15 protein-coding genes are annotated in these 16837 nt (G+C 29.3%); all 15 read left to right on the top strand.

What is annotated here, in order from left to right; translation table 11 throughout:
- The 15 genes from neuB to BUA99_RS11025 all read left to right on the top strand — a co-directional run bounded on the left by neuB (position 1) and on the right by BUA99_RS11025 (position 16816).
- Entirely contained in the window at positions 1-1023 is a 1023-nt protein-coding gene (gene neuB / locus BUA99_RS11095; RefSeq protein ID WP_072992216.1) for an N-acetylneuraminate synthase, read from the top strand.
- A complete protein-coding gene (gene neuC / locus BUA99_RS11090) occupies positions 1020-2123 on the top strand; it encodes a UDP-N-acetylglucosamine 2-epimerase (RefSeq protein ID WP_072992214.1) in 1104 nt (367 codons plus the stop codon). The genes neuB and neuC overlap by 4 nt, the downstream gene beginning before the upstream one ends.
- Entirely contained in the window at positions 2120-3166 is a 1047-nt protein-coding gene (locus BUA99_RS11085) for a nucleotidyltransferase family protein (protein WP_072992211.1), read from the top strand. The genes neuC and BUA99_RS11085 overlap by 4 nt, the downstream gene beginning before the upstream one ends.
- An 8-nt stretch (positions 3167-3174) precedes the next feature.
- The gene (locus tag BUA99_RS11080; protein ID WP_072992208.1) at positions 3175-3876 is read left to right on the top strand and encodes an acylneuraminate cytidylyltransferase family protein; all 702 of its coding nucleotides are present in this window, start codon (positions 3175-3177) and stop codon (positions 3874-3876) included.
- Positions 3877-3890: 14 nt separating this feature from the next.
- A complete protein-coding gene (locus BUA99_RS11075; RefSeq protein ID WP_072992205.1) occupies positions 3891-5240 on the top strand; it encodes a glutamate-1-semialdehyde 2,1-aminomutase in 1350 nt (449 codons plus the stop codon).
- Positions 5240-6022: a nitrilase-related carbon-nitrogen hydrolase gene (locus tag BUA99_RS11070; protein ID WP_072992202.1), complete on the top strand. Its 783-nt coding sequence runs from the start codon at positions 5240-5242 to the stop codon at positions 6020-6022. Before BUA99_RS11075 ends, BUA99_RS11070 begins: the two co-directional genes overlap by 1 nt.
- A 30-nt stretch (positions 6023-6052) precedes the next feature.
- Positions 6053-6790 carry an oxidoreductase gene (locus tag BUA99_RS11065; protein ID WP_072992200.1) on the top strand — a complete coding sequence of 246 codons (738 nt, stop codon included), beginning with the start codon at positions 6053-6055 and terminating at the stop codon, positions 6788-6790.
- Positions 6791-6795: 5 nt separating this feature from the next.
- Positions 6796-8316: a hypothetical protein gene (locus BUA99_RS11060; protein WP_143151753.1), complete on the top strand. Its 1521-nt coding sequence runs from the start codon at positions 6796-6798 to the stop codon at positions 8314-8316.
- Positions 8301-9284: a hypothetical protein gene (locus tag BUA99_RS11055; protein ID WP_072992195.1), complete on the top strand. Its 984-nt coding sequence runs from the start codon at positions 8301-8303 to the stop codon at positions 9282-9284. Before BUA99_RS11060 ends, BUA99_RS11055 begins: the two co-directional genes overlap by 16 nt.
- Positions 9268-10782, top strand: a complete 1515-nt coding sequence (locus BUA99_RS11050; protein ID WP_072992193.1) for an MATE family efflux transporter — start codon at positions 9268-9270, stop codon at positions 10780-10782. Before BUA99_RS11055 ends, BUA99_RS11050 begins: the two co-directional genes overlap by 17 nt.
- Before the next feature lie 211 nt (positions 10783-10993).
- On the top strand, positions 10994-12076 hold the full coding sequence (locus BUA99_RS11045; protein ID WP_072992190.1) for an EpsG family protein: 1083 nt from the start codon (positions 10994-10996) through the stop codon (positions 12074-12076).
- A 252-nt stretch (positions 12077-12328) separates the two neighbouring features.
- Positions 12329-13519, top strand: a complete 1191-nt coding sequence (locus tag BUA99_RS11040; RefSeq protein WP_072992187.1) for a glycosyltransferase — start codon at positions 12329-12331, stop codon at positions 13517-13519.
- A gap of 128 nt (positions 13520-13647) precedes the next feature.
- The gene (locus BUA99_RS11035) at positions 13648-14658 is read left to right on the top strand and encodes a glycosyltransferase (RefSeq protein WP_072992184.1); all 1011 of its coding nucleotides are present in this window, start codon (positions 13648-13650) and stop codon (positions 14656-14658) included.
- An 86-nt stretch (positions 14659-14744) separates the two neighbouring features.
- Positions 14745-15908, top strand: a complete 1164-nt coding sequence (locus BUA99_RS11030) for a glycosyltransferase family 4 protein (RefSeq protein WP_200778664.1) — start codon at positions 14745-14747, stop codon at positions 15906-15908.
- An 8-nt stretch (positions 15909-15916) separates the two neighbouring features.
- Positions 15917-16816: an NAD-dependent epimerase/dehydratase family protein gene (locus BUA99_RS11025; protein ID WP_072992179.1), complete on the top strand. Its 900-nt coding sequence runs from the start codon at positions 15917-15919 to the stop codon at positions 16814-16816.
- The last annotated feature ends 21 nt before the right edge of the window (positions 16817-16837 follow it).

Raw genomic sequence — 16837 nt, 5'->3', positions numbered from 1 at the left:
ATGAGTAAAGTAATTATTATTGCAGAAGCTGGAGTAAATCACAATGGTGATATACAAGTAGCAAAAAAATTAATAGATGCTGCTGTCGATGCCGGTGTTGATTATGTCAAATTTCAAACCTTCAAGGCGGATAATTTGGTTAGTAAATTGGCTAAAAAAGCAGAATATCAGAGCGTCAATATAAATGATGGGGATGATTCTCAATACACTATGTTGAAAAACTTAGAACTGAGTCATGAAAATCATTTAGAGTTAATGTCCTATTGTGCAGAACGTAATATTAAATTTTTCTCCACTGCATTTGATGTTGAAGGAGTGCGTTATTTGGATGATTTGGGTCTTGCTTTTTTTAAAATTCCCAGTGGTGAAATCACCAATTATCCTTATTTGAAAGCCGTTGCTTTATGTAATAAGCCTGTTATCATGTCAACAGGAATGTGTTTGGAGTCAGAAATCAAAGACGCTTTGGATGTTCTGCTTAAATTTGGGTTAAAAAAAGAGGATATTTCAATATTACATTGTAATACAGAGTATCCAACTCCAATGAAAGATGTAAATCTTAAAGCCATGTTGTCTATTCAAAAAACTTTTGGGGTACCAGTAGGTTATTCAGATCATACTTTAGGAATCGAAGTGCCTATTGCAGCGGTTGCGATGGGAGCAAAAATTATAGAAAAGCATTTTACTTTAGATAGAAACTTACCAGGCCCTGATCATTTAGCTTCCTTAGAACCAGAGGAATTAAAAGAGATGGTAAAGGCAGTTCGAAATATAGAAGCTGCCATAAGTGGTGATGGAGAAAAAGTACCTAGCCAAAGTGAAACTAAAAATATAGCTATTGCTAGAAAAAGTATATACATCAAAAAAAATATAGGTAAAGGTCATGTCATTACTGATGAGGATCTTATTTCTTTGAGACCAGGTGATGGAATCTCTCCGATGCAATGGGAACATATTGTTGGGAGAACATTAATTACCGATAAAATTGAATTTGATAAACTTTTACTTTCTGACATTCAATGAAAATAGGAGTACTTACAAGTTCAAGAGCAGATTATGGAATCTACCTTCCATTACTTCAAAAAATAAAAGAAGATTCTTTTTTTGAATTGGAAATCATCGCTTTTGGGACACATTTATCCAGAAGCCATGGTTATACATTATCCAGTATTGAAAAGGACGGATATACAACTATTCACACGATATCATCTTTAATTTCAAATGATGATGAACAAACTATTTCATCATCTTATGGAATAACGGTAATGAAATTTGCTGATTTTTGGCAAAATCATCACTATGATTTAGTTTTTTGCTTAGGCGATCGATTTGAAATGAGTGCTGCTGTGCAAGCAGGTATCCCTTTTGGAGTATCTTTTGCACACTTGCATGGAGGAGAAACAACCTTAGGAGCTATTGATAACGTGTATCGACACCAAATTTCATTAGCCTCTAAATTGCATTTTACGGCAACGGAAGTCTTTAGCGAGAAATTGAAAAATGTAATGGGTGGTTCAGATGGTGTTTTCACTGTAGGGTCATTAAGTTTAAATGATATTAAAACATTTAGACCTATCGAAAAAGAGACTTTTTATGATGCGTTTTCTATTCTAGATGAAGAATTTGCATTAGTGACTTTTCATTCTGAAACAATGGCGGCACAAGAAAATATTCAATTTGCACAAGCCATGAAAAAGGCTCTTGCAATAATTTCTAAAGACCTCTTTGTTATAATTACGATGCCCAATGCTGATACACAGGGATCCATTTATCGAGAAGCTATCTTGCAATTGAAAAACGAAAATGAGAACAGGATATTATTAATTGAAAATTTTGGGAAGGCTAATTATTTTTCAGCAATGTATTATTGCAAGCTTTTAATTGGTAATACTTCAAGCGGAATTTTGGAAGCTGCCTCTTTTGGGAAATATGTAGTTAATGTGGGGGACAGACAAAAAGGTAGAGCACAAAGTGAGAACATAATAAATTGTCCTTTTACTGAAATAGATATTATTCAAGCCGCAAAAAAAGCTGTTAAATTAGATAAATATATTGGTTCAAATATTTATTTTAAAGAAGATGTAGCTGATAATATTACTAAAATCTTAAAAGAATCTATATGAGAATTTATAAAGACCATTTAATTCTATCAGGAAGTAAAGTTAAAGATGCTTTACTTGCATTGAATGAGTTGTCACAAGATGCTATTCTTTTTGTAGTAGATTCAGAGGATAAATTAATAGGAGCTCTTACTGATGGAGATGTAAGACGTGGATTGATTAAAGGTTTTACTATTGATAGTCTTATTAATGAAATAATTCAAGATAATCCAAGATATATAACTAAAGGAGAAAATAATTTAGAAAAAATTATCGAATATAGGGAAGGTGATTTTAGAATTGTTCCCGTACTTGATGAAAATCACAAGGTTGTTAATGTGATCAATTTCAGGAATATTAAATCATATTTACCCGTTGATGCAGTAATTATGGCTGGTGGTAGAGGGCAGCGCTTGAAACCTTTGACTGATAACATTCCCAAACCTTTACTTAAAGTAGGTGGCAAAGCAATTATGGAGCACAATTTAGATCGATTGGCTTTATTTGGTATTGATGATTTTTGGGTATCTGTAAAATATTTGGGGGAACAAATTGAAAATCATTTCGGAACCGGTGCAGAGAAAAACATCAATATAGAATATGTGTGGGAAGAGGAATCATTAGGGACAATAGGTGCTGTTTCAAAAATCAATAACTTTGAGCATGATTATGTTTTGATAACTAATTCAGACTTATTAACCAATATTGATTATGAACAGTTTTTTCTAGAATTTGTTAAGCAAGGAGCGGACTTGGCAGTCTTAAGTATTCCGTACCAAGTAAGTATTCCTTATGCCGTTTTAGAAACGAATAATGGGGAAATACGAAGTTTTAAAGAAAAACCAACGTATACCTATTATTCCAATGGAGGAATTTATTTGATGAAAAAGGAAATGCTTAATTATATTCCAAAAGATACTTTTTTTAATGCAACAGATTTAATGGAAGAGCTAATTAAAAATAATCTTAAGGTCATATCTTTTCCTTTTTCGGGATATTGGTTGGATGTTGGAAAACATGAAGATTTTGAAAAAGCGCACATTGATATACACAATATAAAGTTCTAATTCTAAAGATGAAAAAAGTATTATGGTTAATAACCGCAAGAAGTGGTTCTAAGTCAATTCCAGATAAAAATATTAAAATTTTAGGAAATCAGCCTTTAATTAGTTATAGAATTCAAACGGCTAGAAATACCCAAATTTCGAGTGACATTTGGGTTAGCACAGATTCAGAAAAATATGCCCAAATAGCAAAAGAATACGGGGCGGAAATTCCATTTTTAAGACCCGATTATTTAGCTACAGATGAAGCTTCTTCTGTTAATGTAGTTTTGCACGCTATGGATTATGCTTTTAGTCTTGATAAGAAATATGATTTTATAGGTTTGTTAGAACCTACTTCACCTTTTGTAAAAAGTTTAGATCTTGAAAAGGCAATTGATTTACTGGATAAAAATGAAAACGCTTCTTCTATAGTAGCTACAAGAGAAAGTAGGCCTAACAGAATATTTATACAGAAAGAAGATGATTATTTAAGTGAATTAGCAGATAATTTGAAATTGTATACGAAATTAGGAAGACAATCTTTTGGTAAAGAAATAACTCCATCGGGAGGTTTTTATATAAGCAAATGGGATGATTTTATTAAAACTAAATCATTCTATACAGAAAAAACATTAAGCTATTTATTGGATGATATTTCTGGTTTAGAAATTGACGAACCATTAGATTGGCAGTTTGCAGAATTCATAATAAATAATATAGTTTCGAAGTAAAATAATTAGACATAATGAAAAAATCATATTCACAACGATTACATAATGTAATACCTGGGGGAGCGCATACTTATTCAAGAGGAGATGATCAATTTCCTTCTAATGCACCTTCTATCTTGGAAAGAGGAGAAGGAGCTTATGTATTTTGTCCGGAAGGAAAAAAATATTTAGATTACGGAATGGGACTGCGTTCTGTTAATATTGGATATGGGAATAAAGAAGTAGCTGATGCCTGTTATCAAGAAATTCTAAAAGGGAATAACCTAACTAGAGCCTCAATAACAGAATTGAAGGCTGCGGAATTGTTGTGTGAACTAATTCCATCGGTAGATATGGTAAAATTTGCAAAGCATGGATCTACGGTTACTACTGCAGCCGTTAAATTGGCACGAGCTTACACAGGTAAAAAATTCATAGCAATACCAGTTGAGCAACCATTTTTTTCATATGATGATTGGTTTATTGGTTCAACCGTAATTAACCGCGGAACAGTTGATGAAGCTAGTCAGTTTACTCTAAAATTCAATTATAACGACATTTCTTCTTTGCAGCGATTGTTTGATGCTTATCCTGATCAAATTGCAGGAGTAATGCTTGAAGCAGCAACAACTGTTAAGCCATGTGATCACAGTTGTGATTTTAATGGAGTATGTAAAGAATGCCCAAATAACAAAAATAATTTTTTGCATAAAGTTCAAAGTATTTGTAAATCCAATGGTGCTGTTTTTATTATTGACGAAATGATTACAGGTTTCCGTTGGCATATACAAGGTGCACAAACTTATTATGGGATTGAACCTGACTTGTGTACATTTGGTAAAGCGATGGCAAATGGTTTTGCTGTAGCTGCATTAGCTGGGAAAAAAGAAATAATGCAAATTGGCGGCATATTAGATGAAGGATCAGAACGTATCTTTTTGACATCAACAACTCATGGTGCTGAAATGAGTGCTTTAGGCGCTTTTATTAAAACGATGGAGCTCTTAAAAAGAGATAAGGTGGTCGATCATTTTTGGAATTATGGTAATAAACTTGTTTCTGGGATGAATGATATTTCAAAGAGTATAGGGATTCAAGATCAATTTTATGTTGAGGGTTATCCTTGTTCTCCAAATTATGTAGCAAAAGATAAAGATGGAAATGTGTCTCTCGCATTGAGAACATTGTTTGCTCAAGAAATGTTAGAGAACAAAGTAATGATGCCTTATGTGGCTGTATCTTATTCTCATCAAGAAACAGAATTAGACATGACGTTATCTGCAGTAGAACATGCCTTGAAAATATACAAAAAAGCGCTTGAAAGTGGTTTAGATGGGTTTTTGAAATCTCCTGTTATTAAACCAGTATTTAGAAAATATAATTAATGAGAGTAGCAATAGTTTCGTTAAATTCTGTTTGGGAAGACAAATCTGCAAATCTAATTGCAGTTGAAAATGCTATCAAATCAATTGGAAGCAATGCAGCGTATGTCATTTTTCCAGAAATGTCATTGACCGGTTTCTCTGTTACTAATTTAGCTTTAGCGGAAGATTTTGAAAATTCAAATTCTATTCAAATTCTACAGAAATTAGCAGAAAAGTATAAGATAAATATTATTTTTGGCTTAATGATTTCAAGAGAAAAAAACACATACAATAGTTGTATTGCTATTAATAAAAAGGGAAACATTGATGCGTGTTACGAAAAAATGCATCTTTTCTCCTTTAGTGGCGAGCATAAATTAATTACTTCGGGTGACGAGATCAAAAGCCTTCCTTGGCATGGAGGATGGGGATTGACTATTTGTTTTGACCTAAGATTTCCTGAGCTTTACCAAGAATTATCTAAGGAAAATTTAATCTTAATAAATATAGCCAATTGGCCAAAAGCAAGGGTTTCACACTGGAGAACCCTACTGAATGCACGAGCGATAGAAAATCAAAGTTTTATGATTGGTGTCAATAGGACAGGAACTGATGGTAAAGGTTTAGAATACGAAGAAAGTTCTTGTGTTTTTTCGCCTTTAGGTGAAATGTTAAACCCAGTTATGGCTATGGATGATGTTAAAATATTTGAAATAAATACAGAGGAAGCTACGGCATACAGAATGAAATTCCCAATTAAAGACGACCGAAGAGGAAATATATATCAAGAGTTTTTCAATTAACGATTTGAGTAATAAAATAAAATCAAGACTATGTTTTCGATTAAAGATAAAGTAATTGTGATAACTGGTGGTAATGGACTACTTGGGAAACAAATGGTTTCAACATTTAGAGAACAAGGAGCAATTGTAATTGCTGCTGACCTTTTTTTTGAAACACAAAGTGAAGATGATTTTATTCTTGATATAACAGATGAAGATTCAGTAAAAAACGGAGTTGCAACAATAGTAGAGAAATACAGAAGAATTGATGGTTGGGTTAATAATGCGTATCCAAGAACTAAAGATTGGGGAAACAAGTTCGAAAATATATCTCTTGAATCCTGGCGTAGTAATGTAGATATGCATTTAAATGGTTATTTCTTGTGTTGTCAAGTTGTTCTGGAAAAAATGAAAATTCAGGGATTTGGATCACTTATTAATATGTCATCTATTTACGGATTAGTTGGGCCGGATTTCACAGTTTACGAAGGTACTGAAATGACGACGCCAGCCGCTTACTCTGCAATTAAAGGAGGTTTGAATAATTTGAGTCGATATTTAGCATCTTATTACGGAGCACACCAAGTACGTGTCAATACTGTTTCTCCAGGAGGGATTTTTGACAATCAACCAGAATCGTTTGTGAGTAATTATAATAAAAAAGTTCCTATGAAGCGAATGGGAGCTCCAAAAGATATCGTTTCCGCGGTTTTTTATCTTTTAACTGATGAAGCTTCTTATGTCACAGGGCATAATTTATTAGTTGATGGTGGATGGAGTATAATTTAAGCAGTATGAAAGTCTTATTCCTGCACACTGCCCATCCGAGATTAAATTTAATAGCACAAATTCAATTAGAAATTTTATTAGAACATTTAAATAATGATGATTCGATTTTTTTATTGCCTTCTGATAAAAGAATTGTGTCATCTCAGACGAATTACCTAACACCAAATTTCGCTTATTATCACTATGATAAGGTTTATAAAAAAACTTTAAAAATTTTGAAAAAGTATGGAGAAGTTTCGGACTCTCCAGGCTACATTGAAAATAAAGATGTAAAAGATTTAAATTTTATTTTTAACTCTATTGAAGAGTTGAAAAAAATCAAGTATAAGGATGTAAATATTGGCTTAGGAGTAGCTTCTTCTATTATAAGTCTTTATAGAGATCATTTTGTAGATGTTGAAAAATATAAAAATGAAATATATAGAGAAATAATTGCAGCTATATCTGTTATTGATACTCTTGAAGAATCATTTAGTATTATTAAACCAGATTTAATTTATGTCTTTAATGGAAGAATGTCTACTTATTCTCCTGCTATCCAATATTGCGAAAAAAATAAAATTAATTTCAGAGTATTTGAGTTTACTTCTAGATATGAGAAGTATCATATTTTGAATAATGCTATTCCTCATAATGTCTCCTATAGGGAACAAGAAATGAAGGATGCTTGGGCAGAAAATAATGATTTGGAGTATAAAACTAAGGTGTCAAGAGAGTTTTTTGAATCTCAGAGAAAAGGAATTTCTTTGATGGAGGGAAGTTTTATATCTTATCAAAATGAAAATGAACTTCCATATTTCGATAAAAATAAAGAGATTATCACATTTTTTAATTCATCGATAGACGAATTTGCAGCCGTACCAGGCTGGGAGAATTATATATATGTATATAGCGATGAAACTGAGGCCATCTGGGATGTATGTAAGAATTTTGAACTAGATCTTTCTAAACAATTTATTTTGCGGATCCATCCTAACCTTAAATTTCTTGATAATACGCAAACAAGAAATTTAGAAAAATTAAAGGAATTAACCAATCTTATTGTAGTGACCTCAACATCAACGATATCCAGTTATTCTTTAATTGATGTTTCTGATAAAATCATAACCTTTGGCTCGACAATTGGGATTGAGGCTTGTTATTTTGAAAAACCTTCTATCCTCCTTGGGTTGTCTTTTTTTAATAATTTAGATGTTGCTTATCTTCCTAACTCTAAGGAAGAATTAATGAACTTAATTGGAGACAAACATTTAAAACCTCGGCCAGCTAAAAATGTTCACATATATGGGTACTGGTGGATGACATTTGGAAAAGAATTCTACCTTAGAGAAAAACAGTATAAACCTAGTGATTTGGATCCGACTTTATTGGAAATTTCTTTAGGATTAATAAAAAAAATAGCATCCATTTCTTTATGGAAAAGGAGTTTTAAGATGTTGATAGATAAAAATACTTTAAAAAAGATTAAAAACCTTACATATCGACAAGCAATTTTAAGAGAATTAAAACCATGGATAAAAAAATAGTTTCAACTTTTATGTTTAGTGATTCACATGAGCAAGAGCTTCTGTGGTTAAAGTTTAATGTGGAAGATTCTTTTATAACGGAATGGATCATTACAGAATCGAAATACACTTTTCAAGGAAAGATGAAGCCAATGTTTCTTATAGAAATACTCAAACAATCTAGATTTCAAAAGTTTATTCAAAAGATTCATTGTATTGAGTTAGACGAAAATTTTAATTTTCAGTTTGAACCAAATTTTAAAGACTTGTTAAAAAGAAAGATAAAAAGAAGGTTAAATATCAACTATAATAAAAACTATGAACTAGTACCTTACGCTGAATTGGCTTCTTTTTTTTCAGAAATTAATCAACGAGGTGCATGTTTAAATTATTTAAAATCTAAATATTCAAAAGATGATATAATTATAACATGTGATACAGATGAAATATTTGATTTTACGGGTGAGAAAATGAATTATTTTATTAATGCTGTATCAAAATATAAAACTCCTTTTTATATAAAGCGTAATATTTATTGTTATGATTTTGATAATTATTCAAACAGATTAAGATATAGTCCTATAGTAAAATTAGGGGATTTAATTTCTAAGCAAAGTTTCCATCATGTAAGGCATCCATTACCACAAAAAAGAATAATCGCTGAATCTGATCAAAGCCTTGCTTTCGAATATACTTTTTGTTTTTCAAGAGATTCTATTATAAAAAAACTTACTTCTTTTGCTCATGTTACAGATTTAGATAGCAGGGGAGTAGATTTTTGTTTAGATAATAACATAGCTTTAATAAATCCAGATAAAATAGATAATGCTTTTATCAGAAATTCTGAATCATTTTTTGAGACAATTACTATATCTGAAAAGAATACTCCTCTATTTTTAATTAATAACATGAAGGATTTTGAAACTAATGTTGTAAACGAGAATTACCTACTACAAAGAAAAAAGAATAGAATTGAGCACAATAATTAAAGAAAGTCTAAAAACTTCAGGTATAAATTACATTGGCATCTTGTTTGGTGCTTTTTTTACATTGTATTTAACTCCTAAATTTCTTCCAACAGAATATAATGGTTTGTATAGACTTCTGTTAGAATACTCAGGAATTGCAGCGGTTTATTTTCATTTTGGGATTCCAACATTAATTAATAAATACTATCATAGAATTCATTTTGAATTTTCTGTTACCAAAGGATTCGATTTTTTTGTTTTTGTTTTTCCACTAATTTTTCTTTTCATCTTTGGAGGATTTCTAAACTTCTTTCGTTCAGAGGCAACAAATATGATCACTTCGAAAAATGATTATGGCTTAGTTGTTAGATATGTCAGTTTCTTAACCCCTCTTATCATTTGTAATGCTTACTTTTTTATTTTCGAAGCATACTCTGCAATGTTAGGGAAAATAGCTTTTGTGAATTTCTTTAAGAATATTATTTTAAAGATTTTTAATATAATTTCAATTTTATTATATATTCTGACAAAAGATTTTGACACTATTATGATAATTGTTTCTTCAGGATATATTTTAAGCACCTTGATTGTTTTTTTTTACTTATTAAAACTTAAAAAATATAAAATTGATCTTAGACCTAGTTTAGATTTTCTGAAACAGAACAGTTTGTTGAGGGACTTTCTAAAGTTTTTTCTTTTTCTTTGTTTAAGTAATCTTACATTCTTTTTGTTATCAAAAATAGATATTTTCTTTGTCGCTAAATTCACGAGCATGTCAAACTTAGCTTATTACTCTACAGCAACTTATTTTGTAACGCTATTGCTGGTGCCATATGCTGCGGTACTAAATATTTCTTTTCCTCGAATTGCTAAGTCTTTTACGGGAGGTAATTTAGGTGAGCTAAAATCTTTAATAGTTACTAATTCCATTTACGGATTTGTTTTAGCATTATATGTTTTTATTATTATATGGAGTAATTTGGACACGATATACATTTATATTCCAAATGGTAACCTCTATAAAGCAGGTAAATATATTTTTCTTATTTTAAGTATAGGTAAGTTGATTGATATATCAATAGGTTCCATAGGACAGGTAATAACAATATCAAAATGGTATTTTTATACTTTATACAGTTCTGTGGCAATTTCAATAATTAGTGTCTTTTTAGGCTATTACTTAACTTCTAGATTTGGTATTACAGGAGCTGCTTCTTCATTAAGTATTTGTACTGTATTATCGGTTGTTTTCCAACTTTCTGTAGCAAAATATAAAATAGGAATTCATCCATATACTAATAAAATATTAATAATTATTTTTTTAGCTCTGTTTTTAGTGTTATTATGTAGTACTATAGATTATATTGTACATTCTTTAATCATTGCAACTTTTATAAAAATAATTTTATCAACATTACTTTATTTTTATGCCGTTTATAGATTTAAAATTAGTAATGAAATTGCTTATATTTTAGATAGAGTTTTAAGACCTGTTTTAAATAGAAGCAAGAATAATTAATATAATCTTTTTTTTTAAATTTTTTTGAAACAATAAGACTTAGTCAATAGAACGATTTGTTGTCGTATTATTAAAACGAATCGATTATTTGTTATTCAACTGGATAAATTGATTTCTCAAAAAACAAAATACGACATTATATCGTTTTCAATACTTAGTTTATATTTTTAAGGATTAAAGCAATATAGATTTTTAATAATTTTAGCATTCTATGAGTTTTTATATAACGATATTCATTATTCTTTGTTTTTTTTCCTTCATTGAAGGCCAAAATTTAGACAGGAGGATAACCTCATATTTTTATTTTTTATTTTGTTTCTTTTTTTTTATTTTATCATTTATCAGATGGGAGACAGGTACAGATTGGAAAAATTACTTTGAGTATTTCCAAAATGCAAGAAACACATTGGAAGAGAATGATCCTTTTGAGTGGGGTTTTGGTCTCTTGATAAGAATTGTTTCGTTTTTTACAGACAATTACTCTGTGTTTTTATTTGTTGCGGGACTTTTATTATTTGCTTTTCAAAGCATGGCAATAAAAAAATTAAGCCCATATCCAATCATGTCTTTATTGTTTTTGTGGTCAATTCAATTTGCAAATATATTGTTTGTAAGACAGTGGATAGCTGTAGTGATTTTGGCCTACTCGGTTAAATTTGTAAAAAACCGCAAAATTTTTCCATTTATTTTGTTGGTAATACTGGCAGCATCTTTTCATAGAACAAGTCTGCTGTTCTTTTTAAGCTGGTGGATATACAATTTAAAGATTTCTAAGAAAAAAATGATAGTTATACTCATCCTATCAATTAGTTTCTCTGTAATTCTTGCAAAAGTTATTGAAATTGTGAGTGGTGGATTAGGAAGTATAGTTCAGGCTAAAATTGATATGTATTTGAGTGCTGATTACAATCAGGAAACAAATGAAGATTTAGGTTTAGTATCTATAATTATTAAGGGTTTTGTTAATAAATTCCTGATATTATTTACGTCATTTTATTTTTATGATAAAATTAATGCAAGGCATCCTCAATTTAAAGGTTATTTGAATTTGTATTGGTTTGGTGCAGTAATTTACTTTAGTACAATTTCTATTTCGTTAGTTTTTGTTAGATTTTCTTATGCCTTTGATTTTTTTCAAATTATTTTAGTTCCTTATTTATTTAGAGCAATAGAAAATAATGTGTTAAAAGTTGTAATATTTTTAATATTTTTCCTTTATCTGTTTCTTAGAATGTGGCAGGTATTGAATGGACCATATGTAGAAGAATTTATACCCTTTAAAACAATTCTTTAAACGAATTAATACTTGAGATCAAGCAAATTAAATAATATAGACTTACAAAATGTTTTTTAACTCATTATATTTTTGGCAATTGCTTTTATACTTTATTGCTTTGCAACAAAAAGAATTTTTAAATTTGAGAATATATTATTGCTTGTTTCAAGTTATGTGGATATTTCCTTTTTTTAAATTCTAATAAACCAATGCTTAATTTCTGTAATATAAGCGCGTACTTATTTAATATTAATTCTATTTTAAAATTTAATGATTAATAAAGCATCAGAACAAAATATTTTTTTTGTAGATACTTACTCTCAAAAATCATCGCACGAAATCTTTAATGCTTCATTGATTTTGATGTGTTCAATGATTTTTAAGAAAGTTGATTTAAGAATTAGTGAGAGTTCTTACGAGAATTATTTAAAAATTATAGATAGACAATCGCCAGACAATATAATTTATAAAAATGTTTTAGTTGTAGTTGGAAGTAGTCGTTTTAGCTTGATAATGCGCTATTTGCTTAGTGCCATTCAAAATATAAAATATTTAATTATTACTCCGAAAGATGTAATCCTAATTTTTCCTTATAATAATCTATTTAGTCTTAGGATTCTGAATTTTTTAAATAAAATTTTAAAAAAGAAAATCCTTATATTCTGTCATGGAGAGATGGAAGGTATAGTGACAGATACAAGAAAAGGCGGTTTCTTACATAGAATACTAACAAAATTATCTCATAATTTTTTTTTAAATAAAAATATTAAAATATCAGAGGGGCTTTTTTTTTCCGTATTAGGAGATGTATTAAAGCAGAATATTAGTGAAATAATAGATGCTAATAAAGCAGGGAAATTTATAAGTATTGATCATGCGTATTTTTTTGAAGATGTTGAGACAGTTAAAAAAACCAATTCAATATTTAATATAGCTACAGTTGGTACAATAAACAAAACAAAGGGGTTGTTAGGACTATTAGAGTTTTCAAAAAAAATTAAACCCTTAGTAAGAGAACAGATTAATATTTCGGTAATAGGTACAACTAATGAAAATATTAGTTTATTTCAGGGGACCAAAATAGAATTGTCTTCAAAAAATAATGTTTTGTTGAGTAGAGATGAATTTAATGAAAAAATAAATGAACTTGATTATATACTTTTTTTCTATCCAAATGATAGTTATAGTATTACAGCAAGTGGAGCAATAATGGACGCAATACGTTTCGAAAAACCTATTTTAGCTTTAAAAAATGTTTATTTTGAGTATATATTTAATAAGTATGGTTCTTTTGGTTATTTATGTGAAAATATAGAAGATATGGTTCTTAAAATAGAGGAATTATCAAAAAGACAAGTAATAAACGATATTGATTTTGACTCTATAAAAACTAAAGTGACTCCGGAAATATTGAGCTTACAATTACTAGAGGAGCTTAATCGCATAAATTTTGTAAATTAAATGAAATGTAAATTATTAATATGAAGGATTATAGCTTTATTTTTTATACTGAATCTTGAGATTTAGTACATTAAAATAAATAATTAGTGATTTTTTTAAAATTGGTGTTTCAGTAATTTTTTTTGATTATGTTATTAATAGATGCTTTATATATAAATGATGGTGGAGGAAAGACAATGTTAGATTATCTAATATCTAAGCTAGAAGAACAAAATATAGATTGTTTTTATCTTCTAGATGATAGAATTAAGAATGATTTATATCAGATAAAATCTTCAAATAAAATTATTTTTGTTAGAGCTAGTTTGTGGAATAGGTACTTGTTTTATATTAAAAATAAAAATAGTTTTAAGACAGTTTTTTGTCTTGCAAACATTCCACCGAATATAAAAATGAATTGTAACAGTATAACGTATTTTCATAGTACGCTATATATAGATTTATCTACAGATAATTCATTTGTGGATAAAATTAAAATTAAATTGAAAAGATTTATTTTAAAGAAATTTTTAAAAAATTCAGATTATTGGTTTGTACAAACGGATTTAATAAAGAAGAGTTTTAATATTAAATTTAATGTTGATAAAAATATTACATTAGTAAAGCCTTTTTACCCTCCAATGGGTAAATCTAATGATATTTTTAAGAAAGAAGCTTTCGTTTATTTGTATGTAAGTATTGCAACAGCACATAAAAATCATAAAAGATTGATTGAATCATTTTGTGAATTTTACGACAAACATGATAAAGGGAAACTGCGAATAACTGTTGGACAAGAGTTTGTCGAGGTTTTAAAATTAGTTGAGAGTAAGATTAAATTAGGCTACCCAATTGAGAATTTAGGCTACATAGAAAGAGACGAGTTGTTGAAATATTATCAAACATCAGAATACTTTGTTTTTCCATCTTTGACAGAAAGTTTTGGTTTGGGTCTGATTGAAGCAATAGAAAATGGTTGCAAGATAATTGGAGCAGATTTGCCTTATACTTATGCGGTATGTAAGCCATCTATAGTTTTTGATCCGTACTCTGTTGAATCTATTGTTTCTGCATTCGAGGCAACTTTAGAAAATAATATTGGAGAAAGTAAAAGTTTGATAAAGGATATGATAAATGATGTAACTAACTTTATTAAATAAAATAAGGATTTGCTTGTTGTGTTATATTTTTTGATATTTTGAAAGAAAATTTAAATTAAAAATAGTTTTATTTAATTAATATAGTTGTGGATAAAAAATCAATTTTACATGTGGTAAATGTTTACTTTGTTTTACCATATTTCTTTGGGGATCAATTTTTATATTTGGAAAAACAGGGTTTTGACGTTCATGTAATATGTAGCCCATCTGAAAATTTAAAGCAATACGCTAAGGATAAAAAATTCAGATACGCTGAAATCAATATTTTAAGATCATTTTCCATTGTCGAGGATCTCAAGTCATTGTATAATATTTGTTTATATATTAAGAAAAACGATATAGACATTGTAGTTGGGCATACACCTAAAGGTGCTTTATTAGCCATGGTGGCCAGCTTGATAATGCGAGTGAGAAAACGTGTGTATTTTAGACATGGATTGTTATATGAAACAAGTAAAGGATTTAAAAGATCAGTTTTAATTTTAGCAGAACGATTTACTTCAATGTGTTCTACCAAAATAGTTTGTGTTAGCCCTTCTTTATTAAAAAAGAGTATTGTTGATAAGTTGAATAAACCCGAAAAGCAAATTGTGATTGGCAAAGGTACATGTGGTGGAATCGATTCTTTAAATAAATTTAATCCGGAAAAAATAGACACTATTTTTCTCGATAGTCTTAGAGCAAAATTAAATATTAATCAACATGATTTTGTTATTGGGTTTTGTGGACGTATCGTAAAAGATAAAGGAATTGTAGAATTAGTTGAAGCTTTTAATCAGATCAAATCGTTAAATGCAGATATAAAATGCAAGCTATTGTTAGTTGGAGACTTTGAAGAGAGAGATCCTCTGACATTGGAAGTTATTAATCAGATTAATAATGATGATGATATTATTGTTAGTGGTTTTATCTACGAAAATATTGAATATTATTATAGTCTGATGAATGTTTATGTTCTCCCTTCATATAGAGAAGGGTTTGGAATGAGCGTACTAGAAGCTTCTTCAATGTGCAAACCAGTTTTAACAACTAAAGTGACAGGTTGTGTAGATTCTATTATAGAGGGGCAAACTGGTTTTTTTGTTGAAAATGATTCAAAAAGTATCTATCAAAAATTAATTTCTTTGATTGAACTGGATGATTTAAGTCACTTAGGCCAAAAAGGAAGAGAGTTTGTTTTAAAAAATTTTGACAATAAAGTTTTGTGGCCTATGATAGTTAATGAGGTGTACTCTATTAAATTAAGCTAAATATATTTATGAAAATAGCTATTACAGGTGCTAGCGGATTTGTAGGAGGAAATCTTATAAAATATCTTAAGCCTAAATGTGAATTAAATAAGTTGAGCCTACGTTATTTAAAGAATCAAAAAATAGAAATAAGGGAGGATATCGTAATACACTTAGCAGGAAAAGCACATGATACGAAAAAAGTATCCAATCCATCAGCATATTATGAAGCCAATTTTGAATTGACAAAACAATTATTTGATGCATTTCTACAATCGGAGGCCTCCGTTTTTATATTCATGAGTACTGTAAAAGCAGCAGCAGATCTAGTAGTTGCTGTATTGATGGAAGATATCATTCCTTATCCTAAAACGCATTATGGTATCGCTAAGCGACAAGCAGAGGAATATATTTTAGCTACATCTTTACCGCAAGGGAAAAGAGTGTATATCTTACGACCCTGTATGATTCATGGCCCAGGAAACAAAGGGAATTTGAATTTATTATATAAATTGGTTTCAAAAGGAATACCTTGGCCATTGGGAGATTTTAAAAATCAACGTTCTTTTTTGAGTATTGAAAACCTTTGTTTTGTGATTAATGAATTATTAAAAAATAATACTATTCCTTCGGGAGTTTATAATATAGCTGATGATGATGCGCTATCCACAAATGAATTGATACAGCTATTAGGCAAGAGTCTTAATAAGAATAATAAAATAATTAATGTTCCCTCATCTTGGATAAAAAAAGTAGCAACTATCGGGGATTACCTGCATTTACCTTTGAACAGCGAACGATTGCAAAAATTAACAGAAAGTTATGTCGTTTCTAATAGTAAAATTATTGCTGCGATTGGAAAACAATTACCTGTAAAAGCAACAACAGGTTTATTAACAACATTTAGATCATTTAAAACTATTTCATAAAAAGTTGCGATAAATAATCCA

The organism is Flavobacterium segetis (assembly GCF_900129575.1).
Taxonomy (GTDB): Bacteria; Bacteroidota; Bacteroidia; order Flavobacteriales; family Flavobacteriaceae; genus Flavobacterium; species Flavobacterium segetis.
Note: the sequence above shows the minus strand (reverse complement) of the source record. Positions and strands in the feature narration are given on the sequence as shown.